Origin of the sequence: Nostoc sp. PCC 9305 (genome assembly GCF_963920915.1) — a bacterium.
GTDB lineage: Bacteria > Cyanobacteriota > Cyanobacteriia > Cyanobacteriales > Nostocaceae > Nostoc.
In genome coordinates this window covers 12584-30774 of the sequence record NZ_CAWUDN010000041.1, presented here as the reverse complement: position 1 = coordinate 30774, position 18191 = coordinate 12584, and the positions used below count along the sequence as shown (strand labels likewise).

Annotated in this window: 13 protein-coding genes; 7 read left to right on the top strand and 6 right to left on the bottom strand. The window is 44.0% G+C overall.

The window, feature by feature from the left end:
* The first annotated feature begins 20 nt into the window (after positions 1–20).
* The gene (locus ACM0OX_RS17020; protein WP_414516289.1) at positions 21–2087 is read left to right on the top strand and encodes a HEAT repeat domain-containing protein; all 2067 of its coding nucleotides are present in this window, start codon (positions 21–23) and stop codon (positions 2085–2087) included.
* Between the two features lie 55 nt (positions 2088–2142).
* Positions 2143–2352: a type II toxin-antitoxin system HicB family antitoxin gene (locus ACM0OX_RS17015; protein ID WP_414516288.1), complete on the top strand. Its 210-nt coding sequence runs from the start codon at positions 2143–2145 to the stop codon at positions 2350–2352.
* A 95-nt stretch (positions 2353–2447) separates the two neighbouring features.
* Here ACM0OX_RS17015 and ACM0OX_RS17010 read toward each other — a convergent pair whose 3' ends face one another.
* Both ACM0OX_RS17010 and ACM0OX_RS17005 read right to left on the bottom strand, forming a co-directional pair.
* Positions 2448–4604 (bottom strand): polyribonucleotide nucleotidyltransferase, encoded by a 2157-nt coding sequence (locus ACM0OX_RS17010; protein ID WP_414516287.1) that lies wholly within the window; start codon positions 4602–4604, stop codon positions 2448–2450.
* Between the two features lie 101 nt (positions 4605–4705).
* A complete protein-coding gene (locus ACM0OX_RS17005) occupies positions 4706–5251 on the bottom strand; it encodes an N-acetyltransferase family protein (protein WP_414516286.1) in 546 nt (181 codons plus the stop codon).
* Positions 5252–5400: 149 nt separating this feature from the next.
* Between ACM0OX_RS17005 and ACM0OX_RS17000 the strand changes: the two genes are divergently transcribed.
* Positions 5401–10056, top strand: a complete 4656-nt coding sequence (locus ACM0OX_RS17000; RefSeq protein ID WP_414516285.1) for an SNF2-related protein — start codon at positions 5401–5403, stop codon at positions 10054–10056.
* Between the two features lie 98 nt (positions 10057–10154).
* On the top strand, positions 10155–10997 hold the full coding sequence (locus ACM0OX_RS16995) for an SWIM zinc finger family protein (protein ID WP_414516284.1): 843 nt from the start codon (positions 10155–10157) through the stop codon (positions 10995–10997).
* A gap of 56 nt (positions 10998–11053) precedes the next feature.
* Here the strand turns inward: ACM0OX_RS16995 and ACM0OX_RS16990 are convergent, their stop codons facing one another.
* From ACM0OX_RS16990 to psbD, 4 genes are all read right to left on the bottom strand, one after another.
* A complete protein-coding gene (locus ACM0OX_RS16990) occupies positions 11054–11698 on the bottom strand; it encodes a Uma2 family endonuclease (protein ID WP_414516283.1) in 645 nt (214 codons plus the stop codon).
* 21 nt (positions 11699–11719) lie between these two features.
* Positions 11720–11905: a PCP reductase family protein gene (locus tag ACM0OX_RS16985; protein WP_334720569.1), complete on the bottom strand. Its 186-nt coding sequence runs from the start codon at positions 11903–11905 to the stop codon at positions 11720–11722.
* Positions 11906–12031: 126 nt separating this feature from the next.
* Positions 12032–13423 (bottom strand): photosystem II reaction center protein CP43, encoded by a 1392-nt coding sequence (psbC, locus tag ACM0OX_RS16980; protein WP_335183407.1) that lies wholly within the window; start codon positions 13421–13423, stop codon positions 12032–12034.
* A complete protein-coding gene (psbD, locus tag ACM0OX_RS16975; protein ID WP_012409998.1) occupies positions 13407–14462 on the bottom strand; it encodes a photosystem II D2 protein (photosystem q(a) protein) in 1056 nt (351 codons plus the stop codon). Before psbD ends, psbC begins: the two co-directional genes overlap by 17 nt.
* A 918-nt stretch (positions 14463–15380) precedes the next feature.
* Between psbD and ACM0OX_RS16970 the strand changes: the two genes are divergently transcribed.
* The 3 genes from ACM0OX_RS16970 to ACM0OX_RS16960 all read left to right on the top strand — a co-directional run bounded on the left by ACM0OX_RS16970 (position 15381) and on the right by ACM0OX_RS16960 (position 18129).
* Positions 15381–15950, top strand: coding sequence for a photosystem I assembly protein Ycf4 (locus ACM0OX_RS16970; protein WP_414516282.1), 570 nt, complete (start codon positions 15381–15383; stop codon positions 15948–15950).
* Between the two features lie 163 nt (positions 15951–16113).
* Positions 16114–16914: a peptidylprolyl isomerase gene (locus ACM0OX_RS16965; RefSeq protein WP_414516281.1), complete on the top strand. Its 801-nt coding sequence runs from the start codon at positions 16114–16116 to the stop codon at positions 16912–16914.
* A gap of 72 nt (positions 16915–16986) precedes the next feature.
* The gene (locus tag ACM0OX_RS16960; RefSeq protein WP_414516280.1) at positions 16987–18129 is read left to right on the top strand and encodes a beta-ketoacyl-ACP synthase; all 1143 of its coding nucleotides are present in this window, start codon (positions 16987–16989) and stop codon (positions 18127–18129) included.
* The last annotated feature ends 62 nt before the right edge of the window (positions 18130–18191 follow it).

The window sequence follows — 18191 nt, the reverse complement described above, 5'->3', positions numbered from 1 at the left end:
TAGAAAGATTTCTCAGACTGGTGTATATACTCGTAGTCAAGCACTTAGCAGGCGTGAGTATTATGCTGGAATGGTTTATTAGCTGGATAGCAAGCAATGCCTTTCTGCATCGAAAATTTTTAGAATATTTCTGTGCTTGGGAGTTTGTCTGGCAGTTTGAGAAGGAAGGCAGTATTTCAATTGAGGATCTCAAAACTGAAGTTTTTGGCAAACACTGGCAAGATGAAACTTGGCATGAGGTATTACAGCTAATTGCGGGAATGATTGATGCGAAATTTGTTGGTGAAATTCTTGATTACTTAATGGTACAAGATGGCGAAGAAGAAAATTTTATCAACTTGTTTTTAGCGGCTAAGTGTCTTGCAGAAGTGAGAAATCGCTCGGTGATTGCGCCAGTGGCTAATAAATTATTTGGCAAGGTAAAAGACTTAACCAAATATGACCTCTGGTATTATTACACCTATGACAATGCAGAAGAAACTAAGCTAGTTCAGAAAGTTCGCATTCAAGCAGTTGTAACAATCGCCGCAATTTGGAAAGATAACCGTGATGCCTTACACTGCCTTAAAGACCGCGCCACTGTTGATAATCATCAGGATGTGCGAGATGCAGCCATCGAAGCATTAGTCAGCAATTTCAAAGATTACCCAGACACCCGCTCGTTTCTCAAAGACCTCACTACTGCTGATAATAAAAACTATGTCAGAAGTGCAGCCATCGAAGCATTAGCCAGCAATTTCAAAGATGACCCGGACACCCACTCATTCCTCAAAAACCTCACCACTGCTGATGATGGAAACGTGCGGCGTGCAGCGATTAAAGCATTAGTCAACAATTTTAAAGATCGCCCGGACACTCACTCGTTTCTCAAAGACCTCACCACTGCTGATAATGAAAATGTGCGGCGTGTAGCGATTAAAGCATTAGTCAGCAATTTCAAAGATGACCCGGACACCCACTCGTTTCTTAAAGACCTCGCCACTGCTGATAATCAAGGTTATGTGCGAGGTGCAGCCATCGAAGCATTAGCCAGCAATTTCAAAGATGACCCGGACACCTGCTCGTTTCTCAAAGACCGCGCTACTGCTGATAATGTATGGAGTGTCAGATGTGCAGCCATCGAAGCATTAGCTAGCAATTTCAAAGATGACCCGGACATCTGCTCGTTTCTCAAAGACTGCGCCACTGCTGATAATGTATGGAATGTCAGATGTGTAGCCATCGAAGCATTAGTCAGTAATTTCAAAGATGACCCAGACACCCACTCGTTTCTCAAAGACTACGCCACTGCTGATAAATCTGAGTATGTGCGACGTGCAGTCATCGAAGAATTAGCCAGCAATTTCCCAGATGACCCGGACACCCGCTCGATTATCAAAGACTACGCCACTGCTGATAAATCTGATTATGTGCGACGTGCAGCCATCAAAGCATTAGCCAGCAATTTCCCAGATGACCCAGATACCCGCTCGATTATCAAAGACCGCGCCACTGCTGATAAATCTGATTATATGCGACGTGCAGCCATCCAAGCATTAGCCAGTAATTTCAAAGATGACCCAGATACCCACTCGATTATCAAAGACCGCGCCACTGCTGATAATCAATGGTATGTGCGATATGTAGCCATCGAAGCATTAGCTAGCAATTTCAAAGATGACCCGGAAACCCGCTCGTTTCTCAAAGAACTCACCACTGCTGATAATCAATGGTATGTGCGACGTGCAGCCATCGAAGCATTAGCCAGTAATTTCCCAGATGACCCGGACACTCGCTCGATTCTCAAAGACCGCGCCACTGCTGATAATCAATGGAATATGCGAAGTGCAGCAATCCAAGCATTAGCCAAAGACTTCAGATATCAGCCTGAGTTGTTTGAAATTTACTACAACTGTGCTGTGAATGACCCCTTTGAGCGTGAGCAAAACTATGAAACCAACCCTCGGCGCGTTGCACTGGAGATAATTATCAAGCAATATCCTCAACATCCCCAGACTTTACCACTGTTAAGCGACAAAGCAGAGAATGATCCAGATGAGCAAGTGCGAAAGTTTGCTCAACAGAAGTTGGCAGAATTAGAGAAGTAAAAGAGTTTCAAAAATATGAACAACACAAAAGTTCGTCAACAAATCAACCAATATTATGAAATATACGATAATTATTCAGTGGTCTGATGAAGATGAGTGTTTTGTTGTGAGTCTTCCTGAATGGGGATTTTGTCGTACTCACGGAGATACTTACGAAGAAGCTTTCAAAAATGCTCAAGAAGTTTTAGAAATGCTGATTGAATCATATTTGGCTGACGGTCAACTTTTACCAGAGCCAAAAACACTAGAAAAGTCATTAAAATAATTCGTAATTTTTCAAATTAGAGAAGCATACGGCGATGCCTTCACGATAGGCATCGCGGATTTTAGATTTAATCTAATCTAAAATCCCAAATCGAGTTACCGATTCACCGCCGCTGCTTCTCTTGCTGCTGCTGCTTGATCTGGGTGGATACCCAAACGAGTGAGATTAATGCGACCTTTGTTATCAATTTCGCGCACTTTGATAATCACTTCATCGCCTACCGCTACTTCATCCTCAACTTTGCCAACGCGGTAGTCAGCTAGTTGTGAGATGTGAATCATGCCTTCTTTTCCAGGCAAAAATTCCACAAATGCACCTATCGGTATAATCCGAGTAATGCGTCCTGCATAGACATCCCCTTCGTGCAACTTGCGGGTCATGCCTTGGATGATATTTCTGGCTCTCTTAGCCTTATTCTCATCCACAGCGGAAATTGTCACGGTGCCATCATCTTCGATGTCAATTTTTGCACCAGTTTCCTCTGTGATTCCCTTAATAGTCTTGCCTCCAGGCCCGATTACCAAACCAATCATGTCTGAATCAATCTTGATTGTTAACAGACGTGGAGCATAAGGTGAGGTTTCAGTCCGTGGTGTGTCAATGCAGGCGAGCATTTTCTCGAGAATGTGCAACCGGGCTGCTTTCGCTTGGTGGACGGCTTGGGCAATAACCTCCAACGACAAACCGGAGATTTTCATATCCATTTGTAAGGCGGTAATCCCGGTATCCGTCCCGGCAACTTTGAAGTCCATGTCACCCAAAAAGTCTTCAATGCCTTGGATGTCGGTCAGGACTCGTACTTCGTCCCCTTCCTTAATCAGACCCATTGCCGCGCCACTAACGGGTTTGATAATTGGTACACCAGCATCCATCAAGGCGAGGGTAGAACCGCAGACTGAACCCATTGAGGTGGAACCGTTGGAAGAAAGTACTTCCGATACGATGCGAATCACGTAGGGAAATTGTTCTTTGGACGGTAACACAGGTATTAGCGCTCGTTCTGCCAATGCCCCGTGACCAATTTCGCGCCTTCCTGGGGCACGCATTGGCTTGGTTTCACCGACTGAGAAGGGCGGGAAGTTGTAATGATGCAGGTAACGTTTGTGCTGATCTAGCTGCATGTCATCATTGAGGTTTTGAGCATCCCCAGGTGTACCCAGAGTACAAGTGGATAATACCTGAGTTAGTTCTCGGTTAAATAAACCGCTGCCGTGGACTCGCTTTGGTAAAACATCAACTAAACACGAAACCGGACGCACTTGATCGAGTTTACGACCATCAACGCGGACGTTATCTTCGATGATTTGTCGCCGCATGAAGTGTTTGGTAATATCTTTAAAAGTATTACCAAGTGCCTTCTTATTGGCAGTTGCAGCAACTCGAATGGGGTCTTCTTCTGGCAGTTCGCTAATCGTCGCGGCAATTTCATCCTTGACGACATCTAAAGCTGCATCGCGTTCCGGTTTGGTGAAACTAAATTGAGACAGGATTTTCTTAATCTGACCGTTGGCGCGATCGCGGATATAATTTTCTAGCGTTTGGTCTACTTCTGGTGGTGCTTCTTGCACTATTACTAGACCCAATTCGGCAATTAAATCTTGCTGCGCTTTGATTAAGTCCCGCACTGCTTCATAACCAAAGTCAATCGCCTCGAGAATATCTCGCTCTGGCAACTGATTGGCTCCCGCCTCCACCATGATTACGCCATGTGGTGAACCTGCTACTACCAGATCCAAGTCTCCAGCTTCGGTTTCTGCATAAGTGGGGTTAATAATGAAATCATCTCCCACTAAACCAACCCGCACTGCTGCCATTGGCCCATTAAAAGGAATCTGGGCAATCAGGGTAGCGATGGAAGCGCCTGTAACTGCTAACACATCGGGTGGAACTAACTCGTCCATCGACAGCGTTAAGGCAATAATTTGCAGGTCATCCCGTAACCATGAAGGGAACAAGGGACGCATGGGACGGTCTATAAGACGGCTGGTGAGAATTGTTTTTTCTGGTGGACGACCTTCACGCCGCATGATCCCGCCGGGAATCCTACCTGCGGCATATAGCCTTTCTTCATAATCTACAGTAAGGGGAAGAAAATCAATGCCTTCTCTGGCTTGCGATCGCGTAGCCGTCACTAAAACGGATGTATCCCCTGATTCTATCAAAACCGACCCACCTGCCTGGGGAGCTAATAGGCCTACTTTCAGTCGAATATCCCTGCCATCGAAGGATATTGACTTATCAACTTCTGCCATTCAGTTTTTTTTCCTTCTCTTTCGCTATTCTCTTTCTGTGGCAATCCTAACATTTATGCCCTATGGCTGACTTCTAGTACATACAAAGATAGACAAGTCGTTTAACGCAAAGTGTGATACAAGATGAGCGCGTCTACTACCTGCCCATTCTCTAGCTTCGCCGCGCCCGGAATTCGCCCAATAATCTTAAATCCTAACGACTGCCAAAGTGTAATTGAAGGTATATTAGTCTCAAAGACCAAATTAAACATTACTGCTTCGTAGCCCAGGTTTGCTGCGATCGCAAGCATAGCCTCTCCCATGAACCGTCCTAAACCTTGACCGCGTAACTCAGGTTGTACAATAAAACCAGCGTTGCAAATATGGCTACACCGACCGGGAAAGTTTGGCTTTAAATAAAACGCCCCTAATATTTCTTTTGGCTTGTGTGTAGGATCTACAACAGATGTCCTGACAACAAAGGCATCCTTGCTTAACCAGTAAGCTGAAAATTCTGTAGGAGATAGAGGTTGCTTTTGGGGATAGGTTTTACCTTCAATAATTACAACATTGAGTAACGCTCTTACAACCTCTTGTTCTTGAGGATGCATATAATCCAGTTCCACTAACATCCCATTTTTTAAGACTTTAATTAGGGGAAAATTCATTATTAACAATGTTGATGTGGAATTATTACTTAAATATTTATATTTATTATATGAGAATGTTGGACAATAAATCTTCTTGAGAAGATGTAAAAAGTAGAATAATTGCGATTTTAATTCTAGAGTTTTGGGAAAATCTGAGTAGTTAGCAAATGGCTATTTTACACTGTAATTGGTTACTAAAAAATCAAAATGGTTGTTTATTTATTTGGGGGGAAACTTGGCGATCGCCACGAGTGAATTTCGAGTCTAATGGATCTGGAGATATACCAGTACATCCATTGGCAATGACATCAGTTGAGTTGAGTGAGTGGTTGCGATCGCAGAATATGGCAATTACCAACTTCATCCAAAAATCCCAAGTTGCGATAGCTACTACTGGGCGAACACGCAAAGCAGCCAGTACCAATGAGATCGGTTTGCCAACGCACTCTCAAATCATTGCCTTACCAACTTATATCCCAGAAGCTAATAGCGAAGGAACAGCAGCGATTTTCCCTTTACATTCTGCCAGCTTGGGGGAAAATACAGACTCCCCGCAATATTTGCACCCGTGGCGAGTTGAGGGTTTTTGTCTCAACCCCAGCGAAGCGGTAAAATTTCTCGCTGCTGTTCCCTTAAATGCTGCTAAAGGAGAAGATGCCTTTTTAGGTGGAGATTTACGTTTTTGGTCGCAAGTTGCCCGATGGAGTTTAGATTTAATCTCACGTTGTAAGTTTTTACCAACAATTGACCGAGAATCAGATGGTGCATTTGTTGCCAAATGGCAAGTACTCGTAGATAGTGCAATAGATGGAACCCGCCTAGAAAAATTTTCTGCAACCATGCCGTTGGTTTGTCGCACTTATCAAGAGGGATTGGGTGGAGAAGAATTAATAACTAATGCCCCATGCCCAATCTATGTAAACTTCCCCACCGAACCTCAAGAATTACTTTTGGGATTTCTTAACAGTACAATAGATGCCCAAGTGCGAGAAATGGTAGATTCTCAACCTGCATCTTTACCAGCTGGGGTGCGACAGTGGTTGCAAGCCTTAACTAGTGCATCTCATACAGTCAATGCAGATGCTATTGAAGTGGAAAGACTGGAAGCGGCATTGAAGGCTTGGACTATGCCGCTACAATCCCAATTAACTCTTAAAACTCTATTTCGTACCTGTTTTCAACTGCGTTCTCCAGAGTCTGGCGAAACAGATTGGACATTGGCATATTTTCTGCAAGCGGCTGACGATCCTGAGTTTTTAGTGGATGCGGCGACTATTTGGAACAATCCAGTTGAAAGATTGGTTTATGAAAATCGGACAATTGAGCAACCACAGGAAACATTTTTGCGAGGTTTGGGGGTAGCTTCCCGATTATATCCAGCGATGTCTGGCGACAAGGCGCAAAGCGCCTACGCACCCAGCTTAGAAACCGAATATCCCCAATCTTCTCGTCTTACCCCCATTCAAGCTTATGAGTTTATCAAAGCTGTAGCTTGGAGGTTGGAAGACAGTGGTTTGGGAGTTATTTTGCCTCCCAGTTTAGCGAATCGTGAAGGATGGGCAAATCGTTTGGGTTTAAAAATTACTGCCGAAACCCCAAAAGGAAAGCAAGGACGTTTAGGGTTGCAGAGTCTACTAAATTTCCAATGGCAATTAGCAATTGGCGGACAGACTATTTCCAAAGCTGAGTTTGATAAACTGGTGGCTTTAAATAGTCCGCTAGTGGAAATTAATGGTGAGTGGGTAGAATTGCGGCCCCAAGATATCAAGACAGCCCAAACATTTTTTACCACTCGCAAAGACCAAATGGCGCTTTCCCTGGAAGATGCCTTGCGTCTGAGTACAGGGGATACTCAGGCGATTGAAAAATTACCAGTGGTTAGCTTTGATGCTTCTGGGGCATTGCAAGAGTTGATTGGGGCGCTAAACAATAATCAGGCGATCGCACCTTTACCCACACCAACAGGCTTTAAAGGGCAGTTGCGACCTTATCAAGAACGTGGTGCTGCTTGGCTGTCCTTCTTGGAACGTTGGGGCTTAGGCGCGTGTCTCGCCGACGATATGGGATTGGGTAAATGCGTAGCGAATGATACTCTAATAAATGTAAATGGACTGTTACGCACAGCCGAGACAATCTGGACAACTCACGCTAGAGAAACAGAGTTTGACGGCGAAGGATTTTGGACTAACCCCACAGAGGAATTAATAGTTAATTCCATAGATGAAAAAACTGGCAAAATTGTCCCAGCTAATGTCAGGCGGTTGTATCGGCAGCAAGTTAGCGAAAAATTACGAAAAATTACCCTAGAAGACGGTAATAGTATCACTATTACTCATCGTCACAAGCTGCTGACAAGTAAAGGTTGGACGAATAACTTACAGATAGGTGATTACGTTTGTGTACCAGGTAAAACCCTTTGGAATGGGCAACCACAAGACCCTGATTTAGTCAAGTTTCTCGCTTGGCAGATTGCCGAAGGACATGAACTACCCGATGTGGGAAGAGTCACAATATCCCAAAAAGATACCAAAGTATTAGAGGATTTACTCCAAACTTGCCAACGCATCCAAAAGCGCTATAACCTCAAAATTAACAGCCCTAATATCTCTACCTTCCCTAACAGAGTTGCTTCTCTTCGAGTTAATAGCCAAGCCTATCGGGAATTCTTAGAAGCTAAAGGTTATGTTTGGGGTAAACTATCGGCAGAAAAATCTATTCCGCCCTTCATTATGCAGGCAGACTTAGATAGTGTGCGGATATTTTTACAAAATTATTTTGATGCTGAATCTGCTGTTGTTTTGAGTATGGGGAGTATTGAAATTGCTACAGCTTCAACTTTACTGATTCAGCAACTTTCTGCACTGCTGCGTCGTTTCGGCATTTGGTTGCGAATATCACCCAAACTGAAGTGTGCCACTAATGGAACTCGTACTTTACGCACCTACTATATTGGTGTAATTGGAGGAAATTCTGCCCGCAGATTTATCCAAGAAATTGGTTTTAATAACTCAGAAAAACAGAGTAAATTAGAACAAATTTGTCAACTTGTCAGCAACACAAATATTGAAGGAATTCCTGCTTCTGATATGGTTGCCCAAACAGTCATAGCAACGGGACTTCCGTTGCGGCATTTTGGGATGCACAACACTGTTTACATTAATGGTTCACAGCAATTTTCTAGAGATAGCTTACAGCGAGTAATAGCTGGAATGAACCGTATGATTAGTGGAGAAGCCCAAGAACAATATCAGCTACTAAAACCTTCCAAGTGGACAAATCAAACCCTGACGGCATATAGCAACCTAGATGTAGAGCAGTTAAGCTTAACAAGACAGTCTTTACAATGTCTTCTCGACCAAGAGGTATTTTATTGCCGGATAGAATCAATAGAGGACATAGATTATGATGGATGGGTTTATGACTTTGAAGTTAGCGAACATCATAATTTTGTCGCTAACAATATTATTTGCCATAACACCGTCCAATTCATTGCTTTTCTGCTGCACTTGAAAGAACAAGATGCATTAGAAAATCCAACTCTATTAGTTTGCCCAACTTCTGTTTTAGGTAACTGGGAAAGGGAAGTCAATAAATTTGCACCAAGTCTGAAAATTTTGCAATATCACGGTGACAAACGCCCAAAAGGGAAAGCCTTTTTAGAAGCCGTGAAAAAGCAAGATTTAATCGTTACCAGCTACTCACTGCTTCATCGAGATATCAAATCATTGCAAAGTGTCTCTTGGCAGATAATTGTTTTAGACGAAGCTCAAAATGTGAAAAACCCAGAGGCGAAGCAGTCAAAAGCAGTGCGAGAATTAGAAGCGACATTTCGTATTGCGTTGACGGGGACACCAGTAGAAAATAGACTGCAAGAACTCTGGTCTATTTTAGATTTTCTCAATCCTGGCTATTTAGGCAATAAGCAATTTTTCCAGCGGCGGTTTGCTATGCCAATTGAAAAGTATGGTGATACAGCTTCTTTGACTCAGTTACGTTCATTAGTGCAACCATTTATACTGCGGCGATTGAAAAGCGATCGCGACATCATTCAAGATTTACCAGATAAGCAAGAAATGACCGTATTTTGCGGTTTAACTGGGGAACAAGCTGCACTTTATCAACAAATTGTAGAACAATCTTTAGTAGAGATAGAATCTGCGGAAGGATTGCAACGCCGAGGGATGATTTTGGCTTTACTAATCAAACTCAAACAAATCTGCAATCATCCAGCCCAATACTTGAAACAAGCAACATTAGAGCCACATAATTCAGCCAAACTGCTGCGGCTAGAAGAAATGTTAGAAGAAGTTTTAGCAGAAGGCGATCGCGCTTTAATCTTCACACAATTTGCTGAGTGGGGTAAATTACTTAAACCCTATTTAGAAAAAAAGCTAGGGCGAGAAATATTCTTTTTATATGGCAGCACCAGTAAAAAACAAAGGGAGGAAATGATCGACCGTTTCCAACACGATCCTCAAGGGCCGCCAATTATGATTCTTTCTCTAAAAGCAGGTGGAGTAGGACTGAATTTAACACGAGCAAATCATGTATTCCACTTTGATAGATGGTGGAATCCAGCCGTAGAAAATCAAGCCACAGATAGAGTATTTCGCATTGGTCAAACCCGCAACGTACAAGTACATAAATTTGTTTGCACCGGCACTTTAGAAGAAAAAATTCATGACATGATTGAAAGTAAGAAACAACTAGCAGAACAAGTTGTAGGTGCTGGTGAAGAATGGTTAACTGAAATGGATACAGACCAACTTCGCAACTTACTATTACTCGACCGCAGTGCAGTAATTGACGATGATGCAGAATAAGTTTGTCATAAGGACTTGAATCCTTGATTTTAGCGCTAAAGCGCTCACTACAAAACCGTCCAAATTAGTGTGGCACCTACTAAGGTCTTAAATTTATTATGACTAATGACACATTACAAGCTAGTCGAGAATGGTGGTCACAACAATGGCTAGATTTGCTAGATTCCTATCGCTTTAAAAAGCGTTTAGAACGTGCGAGAAACTATGCTCGTCAAGGAAACGTTTTAAGCATCGAATTTAAAGGTGCAAAAGTATTAGCTAGGGTGCAAGGTAGTGAAGTAGAACCTTATAAAGTTTCCCTTTCCCTTGAACCCTTTACCGATGAACAGTGGGGTTATGTCATTGAAACCATGTCTCAAAGGGCAATTTTTGCTGCCAAGCTCCTAGCAGGAGAAATGCCACAAAATATAGAAGAAGTCTTCACGGCGAATGGTCTTTCGATATTTCCATTTACCCTTGGTGATGTCCAGAGTAAATGCTCTTGTCCTGATAAAGCAAATCCCTGTAAACATATTGGTGCTATATACTATCAGTTAGGCGATCGCTTCAGTGAAGACCCCTTTGTACTATTTCAATTACGCGGACGTTCCAAAGAGCAAATTATCAGCGATTTGCGTAAATTACGTAGTGCCAAGATTCAACCTAACACTACAGAAACGCCCGATATTCAACAGTCAATTCCTAATAATAAATACTCGGTAAAAATTGATTCTTTCTGGCAATATAATGAGCCACTAGAGTCATCCTTGGTAGTGATTGCGCCGTCCACGACTGAGACGGTATTAGATGTATTAGGAGCAATCCCCCTTGCAAAGGAAGAGGAAAGCGCAGTAAATTCAACTTCCAGTGATGTGGTAATGAAGTATTTAAATACAGTTTACAGAGATGTGAGTCAAAAGGCTTTTTTAACAGCGATGAATGTGGGAGGAAGCCGATCGTAATTCGTAATTCGTAATTCGTAATGGGCTACGCCCCGCTACGCTAACGTAATTCGTAATTATGAATTACGTTGATTGGGTAGTTCAATCTTTACCCACTTACGCACTGCCCGACGAATTGCCCGTCTGCCATCTGCCCGATTTTGCTCAATTAGTTTCGGCAGATCACGGATTTCTAAAGTAGGAAACACTAGACTCTTCTCTGACTCGACATACTCCCCATCTTGCAGGTGGTAAATCTTTAGTTCACCGGAATCATAACACCAGAGTTCTGGTACTCCCAGGCGGGCATAAATGGGAAAACGATTTAAAGACTTACTGGTAACATCAATTTCCAGTGCCAAATCAGGCGGTGGATCTTGTCTCAAGTCCAGATCCAATCTACCCCGAACCGTAGCTTCATTCTGGAAATAAAAGCAGTTATCTGACTCTAACCCTGCCATTCGGCTTTCTCGTTTCCAAGTAGTCGAGCCATAACTTTCATAGTCTAAATCCAGCACATCAGCGATTTCTTTGACTAAATCACTAATTACCTCTTTGTAATGTTCGCGTTCAGGTAAAGGTGTCATAATCTCCAAAGTAGTGCGATCGTAAGCTAACCTTGCTACCCGATGCTCTCCCAAGTCTTTTAGAAGATTTTCAAACTGTTCCCAGCTAATGTCATAAAGCATTACTCGGTCTGCTCGATTTTTGGCGACTGTCATTGTTACGACCTCCAGAATGTTTTATTGTCCAAACTCAAGCCTAGCCTCTTCTACTAAATCAGCAGTCACAACATCTTGTCCTGCTTCGCGAGCCAGCTGTTCAATTCTGGCTTTAGCTTGAGAGCGGACAAAAAAGGGAATATTTTGTAACTTTTCCTTAGCTTCGGATGTCCATCGCAAAGCATCAATAAAATTGGCATCATTCATAGATTAGTTACCTTGGCAAATCGCTCACTTTTATTAATAGATTACTAATTTTCCTATAAAAAAAGCCCTTGCTTTTATGCAAGAGCCTTTAAATTAATAGTCCGTGATTGAAATAAACTTTACAACCTAATCTAGGTCGTCCATAAACATCACTGGCTCAGTATCGCGGTTAATTCCTTTCTCAAAACCACCAGCCGCAGCCCGTGCGCGACCAGCGTGCCACAAGTGACCAACTAGGAAAAAGAATCCTAGTACGAAGTGAGAAGTTGATAACCAAGCGCGAGGAGATACGTAGTTGAACGAGTTAATTTCGGTAGCCACACCACCCACGGAGTTCAGAGAACCCAGAGGAGCATGGGTCATATATTCAGCGGCGCGACGAGCTTGCCAAGGCTGAATATCGTTCTTGATTTTTTCCAAATCAAGACCATTGGGACCACGTAGAGGCTCCAACCAAGGGCCGCGGAAATCCCAGAAACGCATGGTTTCACCACCAAAGATGATTTCACCAGTTGGAGAGCGCATCAGGTATTTACCTAGACCAGTAGGGCCTTGGGCAGAACCGACGTTAGCACCCAAACGTTGGTCACGAATCAAGAAGGTCAAAGCCTGAGCTTGAGAAGCTTCTGGGCCAGTAGGGCCGAAGAATTCGCTTGGATAAACGGTGTTGTTAAACCAAACAAAGATTGAGGCAATGAAGCCCATCAGAGAAAGAGCGCCCAAGCTGTAGGAGAGATAAGCCTCACCTGACCAGATGGATGCACGACGCGACCAAGCAAAAGGCTTAGTAAGAATGTGGAAAATACCACCAGAAATTAAGATAAAGGCAATCCAAATGTGACCACCGACCACATCTTCCAAGTTATCGACGCTGATAATCCAGCCTTCGCCACCAAAGGGAGACTTGATTACATAACCGAAGATAACTGCTGGGTTCAGTGTCGGATTGGTAATAATCCGAACATCACCACCACCTGGTGCCCAGGTGTCATACAACCCACCAAAGAACATTGCCTTTGCTACCAATAGCAATGCACCGAATCCCAAAATAATCAGGTGGAACCCGATGATGTTGGTCATCTTGTTCTTGTCTTTCCAGTCGTAACCAAAGAAAGAAGAATATTCTTCTAAGGTTTCTGGGCCACGAACGGCATGATAGATACCGCCAAAGCCAAGGACGGCTGAGGAAATTAGGTGGAGTACACCAACAACAAAGTAGGGGAAGGTATCGATAACTTCACCACCAGCACCAACACCCCAACCCTGAGTGGCGAGGTGAGGTAACAGGATCAAGCCTTGTTCGTACATGGGCTTTTCAGGAATGAAGTGAGCGACTTCAAACAAAGTCATCGCTCCAGCCCAGAATACAATCAAACCAGCGTGGGCAACGTGAGCACCCAGCAGTTTACCAGATAGGTTGATTAAACGTGCGTTACCAGACCACCAAGCAAACCCAGTGGATTCTTGGTCGCGTCCAGCACCGCCTAAGATATTTGGTCTATTAGAGAGCGTTACCACGTGGTAATACCTCCTCAGGGAATACAAATTGTTCGTGGGGTTGATCTTGAGGAGCCATCCAAGCGCGGATACCCTCGTTCAGCAAAATGTTTTTGGTATAGAAGGTTTCAAACTCAGGGTCTTCCGCCGCCCGCAATTCTTGGGAGACGAAATCATAAGCCCGCAGGTTGAGTGCTAAACCGACGATGCCGACGGCGCTCATCCACAAGCCTGTGACTGGTACGAACAACATAAAGAAGTGCAACCAGCGCTTGTTAGAGAAAGCAATACCGAAAATCTGTGACCAGAAACGGTTTGCCGTCACCATTGAGTAGGTTTCTTCCGACTGGGTGGGATTGAAGGCGCGGAAGGTGTTAGCACCATCACCGTCTTCAAACAAGGTATTTTCGACTGTCGCACCATGAATGGCGCACAATAAAGCACCACCCAATACACCCGCAACACCCATCATGTGGAAGGGGTTGAGTGTCCAGTTGTGGAACCCTTGCAGGAATAGCAGGAATCGGAAAATTGCAGCCACCCCAAAGCTGGGTGCAAAGAACCAGCTAGATTGTCCCAAAGGGTACATCAGAAATACGCTGACGAACACTGCAATGGGAGCGGAGAAAGCCAGAGCGTTGTAAGGACGTATCCCTACTAGACGCGCAATTTCAAATTGCCGCAACATGAAGCCAATCAAACCGAAGGCTCCGTGTAGGGCAACGAATGGCCACAAACCACCCAATTGGAACCAACGGGTGAGGTCGCCTTGGGCTTCTGGGCCCCACAACAGCAATAGGGAGTGTCCCATGCTGTCGGCGGGGGTGGATACTGCCACTGTCAGGAAGTTAGCACCTTCTAAGTAGGAGGAGGCTAATCCGTGGGTATACCAAGAGGTGACGAAGGTGGTGCCGGTCAGCCAACCGCCTAGTGCTAGGAAGGCGCAGGGGAATAGTAGTATCCCTGACCAACCTACGAATACGAAGCGATCGCGCTTGAGCCAGTCGTCTAGAACGTCAAACCACCCTCTACTAGGGGCGCGTCCAACTGCGATGGTCATCGGACTAAAATCCTCTTTTTTTACTAAAATTGCAACGTTTCTAAGGCATTACGGAAAGCCAATGTAACCGACTGCCATGAGGAATTAACGTTTTTTTGACAATCTCAACTGCTTTTAAGTAACTGAGATTCTGAGAGCTTACTGACTAGTTAAGTCATTATTTCTCAGGGTTATGACATTACACGTACCATCGGCTAGCAATCTAGCTTGTGGTAACTTAATGATTCTTAACTTATCACACTACTCAGGGTTTTTGCCTGATAGACAGAAGCAAATTAGGCATGAAACACGAACCTTATAAATAATATGAATATCAGAAATTTTACAATTTGACACAACTTTTCTCAGAAATCTGAAAAAATTTAATATAGATAGACGTAGGTAGGTAACTAATTTCAAGAGGCCAAAAAGAGGCAGGGAGAGGGTAGCAAGGAATAAGGGGGTCAGAAGGGCAGGGAGAAAGAATTTTGATCGGCCATTGAGTGAAAAAATAGTACAACATTCCCTAAAAAATTATATCGGTAGCAGGAACATGGAAGGGCGCAGTTGAGTTTTTGTCAACGATGTTTGGTAAAATGCGGATAGTCACTTCGCCGCCACGGTCGTTGATACACCTCTAGAAAACCTATGTGAAACGTTAGACAAGGAGAAAGAAAGTTGGCACATCTTGACTAAATACAAATAGCCTAAGTGGTTTGTCCCGTAGTACAAGTAAGCCAGCATTATCCGGGACAGTAAAATTTGTAGGGTGCAAAGTGAAAAATTTATAGTCTGCGGCAGGGTTCCCGTGGACTTCAAACATAGCTCTGGGTGCCTCCTAAGCAATAGCCGGATTGGCACAGGAACCCACCACTCTATGCAAAAGCATTCAGTGTGCGAGTATGTTACAGCGAGTATCTCACGGGCAATGGTAGTTCAATGACGACATCAACAACGATTAACAAAGGCGATCGCCTCCTGCACCAAAATGTTCTCGGTTCTCGTCGGTTCAGTAACTACTGGTGGGCAACTATCGTTACCTTGGGAGCAAGCGGCTTTTTATTGTCTGGAATATCCAGTTATTTAAAAGTTAATTTACTCATAGTTTCCGATCCCACTCAACTGGTATTCGTTCCCCAAGGATTAGTGATGGGGTTATATGGTGCTGCTGGCTTGCTATTAGCCACATACCTGTGGCTAGTGATTGTATTGGATGTTGGAGGCGGTTACAACGAATTCGATCGGGAAACTGGCGCAATCAAAATCTTCCGCTGGGGGTTTCCTGGTAAAAACCGCCAAATTCAGATTGATAGCCGCATAGAAGATGTCCAATCTGTACTAATAGACGTAAAAGAAGGTCTTAACCCCCGTCGCGCCCTCTATCTACGCATTAAGGGACGGCGAGATATACCCTTAACACGGGTTGGACAACCGTTATCTTTAACAGAGTTGGAAACAGAAGGCGCAAAGTTAGCCCGCTTTTTGGGAGTGTCGTTAGAAGGACTTTAAGAGATTAGGGTAGAGGTTACAGGGTACAGGGTAGAGGTTACAGGGTACAGGGTACAGGGTACAGGGTACAGATTATTCCCTATCACCTGTTACCTGTTACCTCTCCCCTAATCCCAATGCCCCTCAAAACGATAAGATACTCTGGTTAAATCGGTAACAGGCAATGCGGTTAAAAATTTCACAATTTTTGCTTTCTCTTGTGATTATCAGTGCCTTGATGTTGGGAGGATGTTCAACACAGCAAGTCGCTTCTAATAGCTCTTCTCCAAACTCGACTGCTACCTCGACTACAAGCGAGGCAAGCACCAAGGCAACTACTGAAGCAACTTCTGTATCTCAAACTATTAGTGAGAGTATTCCTGGAATAACAGATTTACCGCGCCTCGAAGGTAAGGCTACTGTGGTAATGACGGTTAAAGGTTCGCCGATTACTATCGAAGTAGACGGCACTGATGCCCCCATTACAGCTGGCAACTTCGTAGATTTAGTGCAAAAGGGTGTTTACGATGGTTTAGCTTTCCATCGAGTTGTACGCGAACCCCAACCGTTTGTAGTTCAAGGGGGCGATCCCAAAAGCAAAGACCCAAAAGTTCCAGCAGATCAACTAGGAACTGGTAGCTATATTGACCCAAAAACGGGAAATGCTCGTTACATACCTTTAGAAGTTAAGGCTAAAGGTTCAGATACTCCGATTTACAATAAACCATTTGATGCTACTGCTCAAGCTGTCGTATTGCCCCATAAACAGGGTGCAGTAGCGATGGCGCGATCGCAATCACCAGACTCCGCTTCTGCCCAGTTTTACTTTGCTTTAGCGGATCTAGCCTTCTTGGATGGTAACTACGCGGTATTTGGCAATGTCACTCAAGGCTTTGATGTCGTGAACAAAATTCAGCAAGGCGATCGCATTGACTCCGCTAAAGTCACTCAAGGTGCTGAAAATCTTAAAGCGCCAAGACAGTAGTAGGAAAAGGCAGGGGAGCAGGGGGGCGAGGGAAAACTCTTAACTCCTCACTTTTAACTCCTAACTCCTAAATTGGTCAAAATTGTTGTTACTGGTATTGGTCTAGTTTCCGCTTTGGGTGGAAGCTTAGAGAATAGTTGGCAAAATTTAATCGCAGGTAAATCTGGAATTCGGTTACATCAACCATTTCCACAACTTGCACCAATTCCTCTAGGTTTGATTGCTCAACAACCATCTGAGTTGACAATGTTAACTCAGATGGTTGTAGCTTCTGCATTGCAAGATTCTGGGTTAGTTGCCCCTTTAGCTGATTGTGCTGTAGTCATTGGATCGAGTCGCTCTCATCAAGCGTCTTGGGAAATGCTGGCGCGGCAAATGTATAACGCGAATAATTTCCCGGTTTCCTCTTTTGGAAATTGGCTAGATATATTACCTCACATGAACGCGATCGCAGCTGCAAGACAAATCGGTGCATCAGGGATAGTTTTGGCACCGATGGCAGCTTGTGCGACTGGAATTTGGTCTATTGCCCAAGCAGCTATGCTTATCCAAACTGGGCAATGTCAACAAGCGATCGCAGGTGCAGTGGAAGCACCGATTACACCCTTGACTTTAGCTGGGTTTCAGCAGATGGGTGCTTTGGCAAAAACTGGGGCTTATCCCTTTGATTTGCATCGGGAAGGCTTAGTGTTGGGTGAAGGCGCGGCTGTGTTTGTCTTAGAATCAGCAGAGTTTGCAAAGCAGCGTCAAGCAAAAGTGTATGGTGAAATTCTCGGTTTTGGCTTAACCAACGACGCATATCATAGTAATTCACCAGAACCAGAAGGAAAAAGTGCGATCGCAGCTATCAAACAATGTCTAGAACGTAGTTGTTTATTACCAACCGATATCGATTACATTCATGCTCATGGCACAGCTACCCAGCTAAATGACCAAATGGAGAGCATCGTAATCCAGCGTATGTTTCCCCAAGGCGTGGCAGTTAGTTCCACTAAGGGAAGTACAGGTCATACACTAGGGGCATCTGGAGCTTTAGGTGTAGCTTTTTCTCTCATGGCATTAAGGCATCAAATATTACCGCCTTGTGTGGGATTGCAGCAACCCGAGTTTGATTTGGATATTGTTACGGCAGCACGTCTCAGTAGAATTCGCCAGGTATTATGTTTAAGTTTTGGCTTTGGTGGGCAGAATGCTGCGATCGCCTTAGCAAGGTAAAAACTTGTGGGTTTAACTATCTGACCAACATAATATATTAATTTTTATTAAGGCACACCCAG